The 11,656-nt window shown below is 44.7% G+C and carries 9 protein-coding genes, 2 pseudogenes and 1 riboswitch; of the genes and pseudogenes, 3 read left to right on the top strand and 8 right to left on the bottom strand.

The features are described from left to right. Positions 1-227 precede the first annotated feature (227 nt). Positions 228-683 carry an RNA recognition motif domain-containing protein gene (locus tag SU60_RS09375; protein WP_041155297.1) on the top strand — a complete coding sequence of 152 codons (456 nt, stop codon included), beginning with the start codon at positions 228-230 and terminating at the stop codon, positions 681-683. Here the strand turns inward: SU60_RS09375 and murI are convergent. The 3 genes from murI to btuB form a co-directional block, all read right to left on the bottom strand. After that, on the bottom strand, positions 646-1,452 hold the full coding sequence (murI, locus tag SU60_RS09370; RefSeq protein WP_041155296.1) for a glutamate racemase: 807 nt from the start codon (positions 1,450-1,452) through the stop codon (positions 646-648). The genes SU60_RS09375 and murI overlap by 38 nt on opposite strands. A 40-nt stretch (positions 1,453-1,492) precedes the next feature. Next, on the bottom strand, positions 1,493-2,176 hold the full coding sequence (locus tag SU60_RS09365) for a Dph6-related ATP pyrophosphatase (protein WP_041155295.1): 684 nt from the start codon (positions 2,174-2,176) through the stop codon (positions 1,493-1,495). 64 nt (positions 2,177-2,240) lie between these two features. Next, on the bottom strand, positions 2,241-4,076 hold the full coding sequence (gene btuB / locus SU60_RS09360; RefSeq protein WP_041155294.1) for a TonB-dependent vitamin B12 receptor: 1,836 nt from the start codon (positions 4,074-4,076) through the stop codon (positions 2,241-2,243). 64 nt (positions 4,077-4,140) lie between these two features. Next, a riboswitch (cobalamin riboswitch) is annotated at positions 4,141-4,344 on the bottom strand. A gap of 185 nt (positions 4,345-4,529) precedes the next feature. Here btuB and trmA point away from each other — a divergent pair. Further along, positions 4,530-5,639, top strand: coding sequence for a tRNA (uridine(54)-C5)-methyltransferase TrmA (trmA, locus tag SU60_RS09355; RefSeq protein ID WP_041155293.1), 1,110 nt, complete (start codon positions 4,530-4,532; stop codon positions 5,637-5,639). 64 nt (positions 5,640-5,703) lie between these two features. Here trmA and SU60_RS09350 read toward each other — a convergent pair whose 3' ends face one another. After that, entirely contained in the window at positions 5,704-6,075 is a 372-nt protein-coding gene (locus SU60_RS09350; protein ID WP_041155292.1) for a YijD family membrane protein, read from the bottom strand. After that, positions 6,075-6,716 (bottom strand): HTH-type transcriptional repressor FabR, encoded by a 642-nt coding sequence (gene fabR, locus SU60_RS09345; protein ID WP_041155291.1) that lies wholly within the window; start codon positions 6,714-6,716, stop codon positions 6,075-6,077. Before fabR ends, SU60_RS09350 begins: the two co-directional genes overlap by 1 nt. A gap of 262 nt (positions 6,717-6,978) precedes the next feature. Between fabR and sthA the strand changes: the two genes are divergently transcribed. Next, a complete protein-coding gene (gene sthA, locus SU60_RS09340) occupies positions 6,979-8,409 on the top strand; it encodes a Si-specific NAD(P)(+) transhydrogenase (RefSeq protein WP_084735744.1) in 1,431 nt (476 codons plus the stop codon). A 65-nt stretch (positions 8,410-8,474) separates the two neighbouring features. Here sthA and dinF read toward each other — a convergent pair. From dinF to lexA, 3 genes and pseudogenes are all read right to left on the bottom strand, one after another. Next, positions 8,475-9,817 (bottom strand): annotated as a pseudogene (dinF, locus tag SU60_RS09335) (MATE family efflux transporter DinF). 54 nt (positions 9,818-9,871) lie between these two features. Further along, positions 9,872-10,665, bottom strand: a pseudogene (locus tag SU60_RS09330) (class I SAM-dependent methyltransferase). A gap of 193 nt (positions 10,666-10,858) precedes the next feature. Continuing rightward, positions 10,859-11,479, bottom strand: a complete 621-nt coding sequence (gene lexA, locus SU60_RS09325) for a transcriptional repressor LexA (RefSeq protein WP_041155289.1) — start codon at positions 11,477-11,479, stop codon at positions 10,859-10,861. Positions 11,480-11,656 lie beyond the last annotated feature (177 nt).

Genomic DNA, 11,656 nt, shown 5'->3' with positions numbered 1-11,656 from the left:
GATGCGGCATTATAGGGAGATGCGTTAAGAGAGCAACTCTTTTTTTATAAAATCAGCTCAACCGGTCACTAATCAACCAAAAGAAGAGAAATAGCATATTTCTTCAACACATTTGAGACATATCACAGCAATTGGTTGGAAAAACGCCAACCATAGACGTAAGATTCATGTGTCTATTCTGTTAAATAGACACACTTTTTCTTTATCATCTATGTGTAGTAATCAAAATGACTTCAAATAAAAATCTGATCTTATGCTCCGGATTAGCGGTAATTGGAGGAGTAATCTTCTCTCAATGGGCCATTCATCCTGCATTGAGCTTTATCATCGGTGTTGCCGCTACTGCTTTTCTATTTTCATTTTCTGGCCAAGCACCCATCACCCAATCTAACGACAACGATCCATCAACGAAGACCTTGTATGTTGGCAATCTCCCTTACAAAGCAAACGAGAGTCACGTCCGTGATCTGTTTTCAGAGTATGGTCAAGTCTATGCTGTCCGCTTAATGAAAGACAAACGCACGGGTAAACGGAGGGGCTTTGGTTTTGTGGTAATGGCAGCTTCAGATGTTAAACCAGCCATCTCCAGTTTAAATGAAAAGGAATATATGGAAAGGACATTGAAGGTTCGTATTGCCAACGATCCTAAACATCCGGACAACGGAAAATTTGAACAGGACTAAATCCCAACGTCGTTAAACAACGATTCAGTGCATCTTCTTGCCAAGGAGATGCACTGGCATAAATCGACTTCGTCCCCTCACTTTTCTTCTCTCCAACAGAATCCTCAAAGAGTAATGTTTTGACTCTACGCGCGATTGCCGCTCCCGAATCAACGAGTGTCACTTCACCACCCAACGCTTTGTGAATTTCTTCTTTAATCAAAGGAAAGTGCGTGCAGCCGAGCACAGCGACATCAACTTTATCTTTCAGCGGCAGGAGAATATGCTCTAACTCGTTGAGCGAAACACATTTACCCCGTAATTTCTCTTCTGCCATATCAACCAACCGAGTCGAACCCAAAAGCTCGACGGGCTTGCCCTGAGCAAAATCCCGAATCAATTCGTGGGTATATTGGCGTGTAACTGTCGCCGGTGTTGCAATAAGGCCGACCCCTTTTGATGCTAAAAGAGAAGCTGGTTTAATCGCAGGAACAACACCAACGACTGGAATCGATAAGCTCTCACGCAAAGAAGGAAGCACTATGGTACTTGCCGTATTACAGGCGATGACCACTATGTCAGCTTGATGCTCTTTCGCCAATGTAGCCACAAGCTTATTAACGCGAGTGATCAGCACATCCTGTTCTAGTTCACCATATGGATAAGCTTCGTTGTCAAATAGATACAAGTAATCCATGTGTGGTAACAATCGGTGTATTTCTTGGAATACGGATAAACCACCAACGCCAGAGTCAAATACTAGAACTTTTTTCTTACTTGCTACTCGCACGAGCTTTACCTACAGAATAGAAACGTTGCGATCATACTGCTTAGATTTGTTTTGGCAATGTTTTGGCATGGTATCTTTGATGACTAAACCGCTCTCCAGTTTCTACATTAAGCGTTATCAGCTCGATATGTCCTTGAAAAGATGGCGCAGATGTGACCAATGTATGGAATTCCCCATTCTCACCACAAGGGTCAACATTTCTCGGTAATGAATCAATGAGTGATTTGTCATACCAACGACCACACCAATCCGACTCCAGAATATTACCATCGGTGGTAATTAGCATCGTTTGAATACCACGTTCGATGATTTCGAGAGCCAATGTTTTACTTTCTTCGCCTAATAAGGGGAATACGCACTCCCAGCCAGCTGGCTCGATATAACTGCGTCGATAATCAGCAATGCCATTACAAAACATGTCGCCAAACGCGACCGCTTCCACATTCAACCCACTGTTTTGTAATCCGTTGACGATAGTCGATTGATAAATGTCGTTGCTCGGGAAGGTTTCAGGAAGCTCGATCGTGATCAATGGAAGACCAAGTAAGTCCGCTTGCATTTCTACCACTTCAAGTGGCGTAGCTTGAAAGGGAACCTCACTACCAACGTAAGTCGTGTAGAGGCCGACAACTTGATAGTTTGGGTCTTCTTTCAACCTTTCCAGCGTCAATGTGGAATCTTTTCCGCTCGACCAACTGATGACTACGCGTTTAAGTTTACTCATGATAATTCCATTTAACTCGTAAAAACAAAAACCGCCCGGAGGCGGTTTAATGCTCAGCTAACAATTAGAATTGGTAACCAACACTGAGATAATAAGCTCGCTCTGCTGCTGGATAACCTAACGCTGTTTTATATTCTTCGTCCAATAAGTTATCTACACGCGCACTAATGGTCGTGGACTCATTTGGATAGTAACTTATCGCCGTATCGATCAATGAGTAAGAAGATAGGTAGACATCTTGAGATGGCCATGAGTTGTAGTCAACATCGGGGCGTTTACCGATATATTGATAGCTGATGCTCCAATCGACTTGATCAAAATTCACCAACGCGTTCCACTTATACATTTCCTTCGCACGGCGCTGAAGTTGGTGTCCCTCATCATCTTCTGCATCTTTGTAATCTGCGCTTAATTGATGCTGAACTATTCCAGTATCAAACTCAGCAACTAATTCAACGCCTTGAATATGCGTTTCCCCATCGACATTCATGTATTTATACGTTGTTGGATGATAATCGATAAGATTAGTGATCTTGTAGTCGTAACCTGTTAACGACCAGAATACACCTTGGACATCACCGCTAAAGCTGATCTCCCATGCATCAGACTCTTCCGGCTTTAGATTTTTCTCTCCATAAGTTGGGTCATATTGCTGATAAAGGTTCGGAGCTTTAAAAGCAGTACCAAAAGAGGCCTTCGCACCAAGCTCTGGAATAAACTGGTATCCAGCCCCTAAGCTGTAGGTGAACTCACTGCCATACTCTTCATTGTCATCAACACGAGCACTACCTTCTAACGTCGCTTTATCTATACTTGTCGTGACCAACCCAAACACGGCGCCATTGGTGCGATCAAACGTTTTATTCGCATTCTTATCTACATACGACTCATTGCGCCAATCAACACCGCCAGCAAGAGTAGTATTGCTGTTTAACAAGTAACTATTTGTCCATTGAACATTTTGCTGCTCTAACTCGTCCTCTCGGCCTGAATGTTTACCCGCAGACTTCTCATAGTCCCATGATTTTTGCTTCTGAGCTGTCACTTGCAGTTCTGATATCAAGTTGCCCGAGTGGTATTTCCCTCCCACCGTAGCAGAAAAATCATCTTTTTCAGCCTCATAATATGCACGACTGCCATAACTGTTGTCGTATTGGTACACATTTTCGTAGGCACGAAAGTTACCAAACGCTGACCACTGACCATCAAAATTATGTACGTAGCCAATCAAACCATTCTTTGTTTCAAAACCATGGCGATCACCATCGTTAACACCAGCAACGGGACGAACATTGTAGCCATCATCACTTTCAGTGCCTAAAGCTAGATTCACCTGCCCGCTCTCTCCGACTTTAATACCAGACGCGACACTTAACTCCTGATAATCAAGACTGCCTAAGCCTGCACTCAGCTTGGTGCTTTCGTCCTCGGCGCGCGCCACTGTAATGATATTAATAACACCACCGATAGCTTCTGAGCCATAAAGGGATGCACGCGCTCCACGTACGTACTCAATACGTTGGACGTAAGTTAATGGGATTTGATTAAAATCCACTGCGCCTTTCGCAGCACGAGCAAAACGGACGCCATCTACCAGCACCAGCACTTGGTCTGAACTCGTTCCACGAACAAACAGAGAGGCGAGTTGACCACGACCACCATTTTGGGTGACTTGGATACCCGTAAGGCGACGCAGTACATCAGGTAGAGTCTTTGCTTGAATGCGCTCAATATCTTGACGTGTAACAACTTCAACATCAGCAAGAGTATTACTTTGTGCTTGCTCAAATCGATTCGCTGTCACTATCATCGTTTCGTCAGCGGAAATTTCTTGGGCCTGTAGAGAAGACACAGGTAAAAGCAGCGATGCCAGAGTGATCGCCAGTGCAGATTTTTTCATTATGTTGTCCTAAGTCGCGTAATTCCTTCGAGCCCTGCCCTTAGTCAGTAATTGGCATTCTAGTGTCATGGCTCGCTTACTGGCAGGTATTCGGACTTAAGAGCAAAATAATCATGCTTCCTACTCACTCGACTTCCCACATAAACTCATGCAGTGTCTTATTGAGCTTTCGTTCTCTTTTACCGCTGCGCGTCAGTTCTGGACTTTCACCAGATTCCCTTTTCAGCCGTCTAGATTTCTAAACAGCACCAGCTTGAGGCAGATACTATTCAGCAATCGATTATTTGTCCAGTCTATATTGATGGTGAGTATTGAAATGAATGATGCAATTTTCCATTCAATTCAGCTTGTACATACGATGTTTCGGACAATTCAGGCACAAAACTGGACATAACGTAGAGATTGACTAAAATCTGCGCTCTTAAATTGAATGCACCACACAAAGGTAAGAACATGGCTACTCTTGATGTCAATCCACAACGCTACCCAGAACAACTGGCTGAAAAAGTCGAACGTCTCACTGATATGTTCGCGCCGTACAATGTGCCAGAACTGGAAGTGTTTGAATCACCAGAGCAGCATTACCGCATGCGTGCTGAGTTTCGCGTATGGCATGAGGGGGATGACCTCTACTACATCATGTTCAACCAAGAAACTCGTGAAAAATACCGTGTGGACCAATTCCCAGCGGCCAGCCGTCTGATTAACGACTTAATGCCACTGTTAATTGATGCAATGAAAGACAATGACTCACTGCGCCGTAAACTGTTCCAAGTGGATTTCCTATCAACACTAAGTGGTGAGATCCTGGTTTCGCTGCTTTACCACCGCCAGCTTGATGATGAATGGATTGAAAACGCGAAAGCACTGAAACAACGTCTAAATGATGAAGGTTTTAACCTAAACATCATTGGGCGTGCACGTAAGATGAAAATCGTCCTAGATCGTGACTACGTAATTGAGAAGCTAGACGTGAATGGCCAAAGCTACATATACCAACAAGTCGAAAACAGCTTCACACAGCCAAACGGTAAAGTGGCAGAAAAGATGCTGGAATGGGCCGTTGATTGTACTCAAGAGAGCACAGGCGACCTACTAGAACTTTACTGTGGTAACGGTAACTTCTCTCTGGCGCTAGCACAAAACTTTGACCGTGTTCTGGCAACAGAACTGGCGAAGCCTTCTGTGGTATCTGCGCAATACAATATCGCCGCAAACGAGATTAAGAACGTGCAGATCCTACGCCTATCTGCAGAAGAGTTTACGCAAGCAATCGAAGGTAAACGTGAATTCCGTCGTCTACAAGATGCAGGTGTGAACCTGAAGAGCTACAACTGCAACACCATCTTTGTCGATCCACCACGCTCAGGTATGGATGTCGATACTTGCAAAATGGTTCAAGGTTACGAGCGCATCATGTACATCTCGTGTAACCCAGAAACACTCAAAGAGAATTTAGATATTTTGAGCGAAACACACCATATCACTCGTTTTGCTTTGTTTGACCAATTCCCTTATACCCACCATATGGAAGCGGGTGTTTTACTAGAACGTAAAGCATAAGCCACCAGCGTCAGGCATAAAAAAAGCGAGCTGTATTTAGCTCGCTTTTTACATCATGCTGAATTTATTCTGCTTCTGGAGAGGCTTTCTTCTCCATAAAGCCAAGCTTCTTACCAATCCATGCAAGCAAAACCATCGAGACTAATATGGCAAAGAAGTTGGAGCCTGCTTCTGGGTACTGCGCCTTAACAAAAGCGGAGTGGCCGAACGCCCCAACAAAGAAACATGCCAAGCCAACCAAAGGGATGTCCTCTGATACTGGATTGTTCAAATATTCTTGGTAAAGCGCCTGTACTGCTAGCACAAGCGCAATCAGTGGAAAAATGGAGAACGACACTTCACTCATGGTCAACCATGACAATAAAGCATCACCACAAACACCGGCAACCACAGCTAAAATCAGCGTTTTCTTTTCAGATTTATTTCCATTCGTCATTACTCTATTCCGCCCTTCAATCGGTTACGTTCACGTTCTTTGCGATACCAAAAAGCACCTTTGGCTATCATTCGCAACTGCATGATCAATCGCTCGGCAAGTTCATCGCGCTCACGTCGATCTAAATCTAAAGCTTCAGCTCCCGAACTAAAAACCAAAGTCACCGACGCTTCTGCTTGAGTAAACGCCTCTTCTTTGGTTGTTCCGGTACTCATCAAATATTCGGTTAATTCTGCTGCAAAATGTTGTATCTCTCGAGCAACTGCGGTACGAAATTCAGAAGAGGTACCAGAACGCTCACGCAGTAATAGGCGAAAAACGTTAGGGCTACTCTCAATGAACTCCATAAAGGTTTCAACCGAAGTGCGTATCACACTGCCTTCTTTGACTATACGTTGACGCGCTTGCCGCATCAACTGTCTCAGCAACAACCCACCTTCATCAACCATGGTCAGGCCTAGCTCATCCATATCTTTGAAGTGGCGATAAAAAGAAGTAGGAGCAATACCCGCTTCTCGGGCAACCTCGCGTAAACTGAGGTTAGAGAAACTGCGATCCGCACTAAGTTGGTTAAAGGCCGCATCAATTAATGATCGACGTGTTTTTTCTTTTTGCTGCGCGCGGATTCCCATCGACTTCATTCTTAAACTGCTCATTGATTCTATTAAGTGAGAAGGCCTAAATATAACGCATATCCTCACCGCATATAAAGCGACGTTATTCGTCGACAGACCTACATAACGTTACTACTGGCATGCCTCTGATTGCAATCGAATCACATCAATTTATAGACATTCAACGTCGCAATTAGTTCTTTCAAAGAATTCTACGTGATCACATCCACTCTCTCACTGCTGCAGCATGTTCCCACTTCCATTAATGAGTTAACATTGCGCTAAAGCAATGTTAAGTATTTATAACAAGGAAGGCATCATGGCGGATGTTAATCACTATGACGTGATCGTAATTGGTAGTGGCCCTGGCGGAGAAGGGGCGGCAATGGGATTAACTAAAGCGGGACTGAACGTCGCCATCGTTGAAAAGGAAAGCAGCGTCGGTGGTGGATGCACCCACTGGGGAACCATACCATCCAAAGCACTTCGCCATGCTGTTAGTCGCATTATTGAGTTCAATAGCAACCCTCTTTTTTGTGGTAATAACACCAGCCTGCATGCGACATTTTCTGACATTCTAGGTCATGCAAAGTCCGTCACCGACAAGCAAACGCGCCTGCGTCAAGGTTTCTACGACCGCAATCAATGCACGCTACTTTTTGGTACGGCCCGCTTTATCGACAATTACTCTATTGCCGTAATGCAAAAAGACGGCACGGAAGAAGTTTATTCCGCAGACAAGTTTGTGATTGCAACAGGATCTCGTCCCTACCAACCTAACGATGTGGACTTCTTACACGAACGCATTTACGACAGCGACTCTATCCTAAGCCTGAAACATGACCCTCGTCATATCATCATTTATGGTGCGGGCGTGATTGGTTGTGAATACGCCTCGATCTTCCGTGGTCTAGGGGTCAAAACCGATTTGATTAACACCCGAGATCGCTTGCTGTCTTTCTTAGATAACGAAGTTTCTGATGCTCTGTCATACCATTTCTGGAACAGCGGCGTCGTCATTCGTAATGATGAGACTTACGAGAAAATTGAAGGTACAGAAGATGGAGTGATCATTCACTTACAGTCTGGCAAGAAAATGCGTGCTGACTGTCTACTATATGCAAACGGACGGACTGGCAACACAGACAAACTCAACCTAGGGGCTGTAGGCCTAGAATCGGACTCTCGTGGACAATTAAAGGTAAACCGCAACTACCAAACTGATGCGGAGCACATCTATGCTGTTGGAGATGTGATTGGCTACCCTAGCCTAGCAAGCGCTGCATACGACCAAGGACGCTTTGTCGCTCAAGCCATTACCAAAGGTCAGGCGGAAAATTACCTCATCGATGATATTCCAACGGGTATTTACACCATCCCAGAAATAAGCTCGGTGGGGAAGACAGAGCAAGAGCTCACCGCGGCGAAAGTGCCTTATGAAGTTGGGCGCTCTTCGTTCAAACATTTGGCAAGAGCACAGATAGCGGGTAAAGATATCGGCAGTTTGAAAATCCTGTTCCACCGTGAAACCAAAGCAATCCTTGGCATTCATTGTTTCGGTGAGCGAGCAGCAGAAATCATTCACATCGGTCAAGCAATCATGGAGCAAAAAGGCGAAGCGAACACGATTGAATATTTCGTCAATACCACGTTTAACTACCCTACCATGGCAGAAGCTTATCGTGTCGCCGCTTTAAACGGCTTGAACCGCTTGTTTTAATCTGAAAGACAACCAGCACATAAACAACAGCAGACGTTGAGTCTGCTGTTGTTTTATCTCGAAAGTTAAGCCAGAAACGTGTCCTTGCGCCACTGATAAATAAAGATCAAACCTAACCCGATACCACGCATTAGCATAAAGCTGGTCATCGCCAACCAAAGTGCGTGGTTTTCCCAACCAGAAAACAAATAGAAAACCACAAAAAAGACACTGGTCGCGACAAACATGCTGTTGCGCATATCTTTTCCCTTAGTCGCTCCCACAAATACCCCATCTAACAAAAAACACCACATAGAAACGAGTGGCATTGCGACCAACCAAGGTAAATACTCTTCAGCTTGCTGTTGAACTTGAACTATCGAGGTGATCATGCGATCAACTGCGATCCGGCCAAACTAAATACCACCGTCAGTCCCAAACAAATAATGAAACTCCAGAAGAAAGTGCCCACCAGCGAGGCGCTCAACTGTTGCCTATCTTTGGCACCAATGGCTTTACCAACCATCGCTTCCATCGCATAGGCAAAACCATCCATCCCGTAAGAAATGATCATCAGAAAGCTCATCAACACCGCATTGGCTGCAACGACATCATCGCCAAAACTCGCGCCCTGAAAGGTCATAAAGCTAAAGGCAGCTTGCAGGCACAATGAGCGTAAGAAAATATCTCGGTTGAGTTTAACAAAGCGCCCCAACCCATTCTGGGTTTCCACGAGTAACGTTTTCGGTGATGGTAACTGCTTTTCCTGCCATGTTTTCCACACACAAACCAAGCCAAACCCCATGCCCGAATAGTCTGCGATCACGGACGCCAATGCCGCCCCTTCGACCTTCCAGCCCAAGCCCAACACAAATAAGACATCAAGCGCGATATTAATGAGGTTAGTGATGATCACCATCCACATCGGTGCTTTGGAATTCTGCGTTCCCAACAACCAACCTAATAATACAAAGTTCAAGAGCGCCGCAGGCGCACTCCAGACTCGCACAGAAAAATACTGCATGCCGTAATGTTTTACTTCAGGGCTGGCATCACTCCAGGTAAAAATTACATCAGCAATCGGATTATGAGCAATCAAAAACAACAGTGCAAAAAGCAGTGCCATCAATGTGCCTTGCATGAACACTAACGCCAATTGTTTACCATCGTCACGTCCATATGCCTGGGCAGCCAGCCCTGTTGTGGACATGCGTAAAAAACCGAGCAACCAGAAAGTCACACTGATCATGGTACTGCCTAAAGCAACACCGCCTAAGTACCAAGCATGTTCGAGATGACCAATCACCGCCGCATCAACTAATCCAAGCAACGGGACGGTAATATTTGATAGCACCATAGGGATAGCCAGTGCTAACACCTGACGGTGTACCAAAGGATTAGATAAAGGAGAGAAAATGGAATTTGTCACAGGCACCTCATTGATTAGATAGCGAGTGTACCTGAGGGATGAATAATTAAACAATCACCATTTTAAATGCACCAATATTGGAGTGAGACGATACTTCAACATCGGAATTTTGTTCAACCAACGCTGCCATATTTTCCAACGCGAACAAAATCGGTCGAATGGTGAAAACACATGTACCACTGCGCCCAAGGTAACCACTTAAGTACTTGTTCACTCGGTGCTTCCAGCCCATGAGCATAATGATCAGAACCAAGCTTTTGTCCCCACTTACTCCCAGTCCGATCGCCAGCGAGAACCATGCACGCTTCCGCGGAAACAAAATGATGCCCTAAGGTTTGAATAAACCTCGCAATAAGCTGTTTAGGACAATCCAGCAACGCCATTTCGCATACCACCAATACTGGTGCATTGTCTGGAATATCTATTGATTCAAGCCATGACATTTCTTCCACACTGCCAATACGGTGTTGGTAGCGTTCATTGTTATGAAAAAGCCTTTGACGCCACACCAGATTTTCCGTCACGTCCAGCTCAATCCAATGACAACGTCCGTTATCTAACCGATAAAACCGAGTATCTAGGCCCGCACCAACGTTGATCACCCAAGCATCTGGATACTGCTGTAAAAAATGCGTAACTCGAGCATCACACAGTTGAGTCAAAGTGACGTGTAACAGCTGCTTTTGCGCCACATCGCCGCTGAGGCAGTCTGGCGCCATTTTACAACTTAAACAGGCTTTCGCTGCGATCGGGTCATACACTAAGCCATCATCGATCATGCTTTCACGGCTACGCAGCAATAATGGTTTCAATAGATGATTGGGGACTTGATGCTTAGGTTGAGACATGGGCACTTCCTGCGCCAATAATAAGTCATGAGAATAACTTAATGATAATAAATATCAATTGCATTATCAAGAGGAAGGAAGTGACAAGATTTGAGCGAAATACCAGTAGAGAATGAGTGCGTAAAAATCAAAAGCCATCAGAAAGTGAATACATAATAGCCCAGAAAAATTGGGCTATTATGGCTGACTTACATTACATCCAATCGGTATTGCGGATAATACCTACCGCTAAGCCTTCAATCGTTAAGTGTTGAGAAGTTAAATCGACTTGGATTGGGGCAAACTCTTCGTTCTCAGCATGCAACAACACTGTGGAGCCTTTACGCTCTAAACGCTTCACTGTCACATCATCATCTACGCGAGCAACAACCACTTGACCATCACGCACATCTTGAGTCTTGTGCACCGCCAGTAAGTCACCATCCATAATGCCGATATCTTTCATACTTTCACCATTTACACGGAGAAGAAAATCAGCTTGTGGTTTAAACATTCCTGGGTCGACTTGGTAATGCGCTTCTACATGTTCTTGCGCTAAAATGGGTTCACCTGCAGCAACCTGACCGATCAGAGGTAAGCCTTCATTGTCATTGGCAGCGTCTTCGAGCAGAATTCGAATCCCTCGAGATGCACCTGGAATAATCTCAATTGCTTGCTTACGCGCAAGCGCTTTTAGGTGTTCCTCTGCAGCATTTGCAGAGCGGAAGCCAAGCTCACGCGCAATCTCTGCACGAGTGGGTGGCATTCCGGTGTCATCGATTTTACTTTTAATCAAATCGAAAACTTGTTGTTGGCGTGGCGTTAACGGCTTCATGTCTCACCTGTCTTTTTATACAGTTAACTGTGAGTATATCCAGTAAATGGTCAAATGAAAACCCAATTGATTGTTTTTTAGTTTATTTGCTTTGAGTAGTGAAAGTCTGCACTCATCAAATGACAAAATTGCTTAAAACCGTCGTCTCATGCCACTTAACCAAGGAACAAATGCAAC

The sequence above is a fragment of the Vibrio mytili genome, assembly GCF_000830505.1.
Taxonomy (GTDB): Bacteria; Pseudomonadota; Gammaproteobacteria; order Enterobacterales; family Vibrionaceae; genus Vibrio; species Vibrio mytili.
The sequence above is the reverse complement of the archived record's forward strand: the minus strand, read 5'-3'. Positions and strand labels throughout refer to the sequence as shown.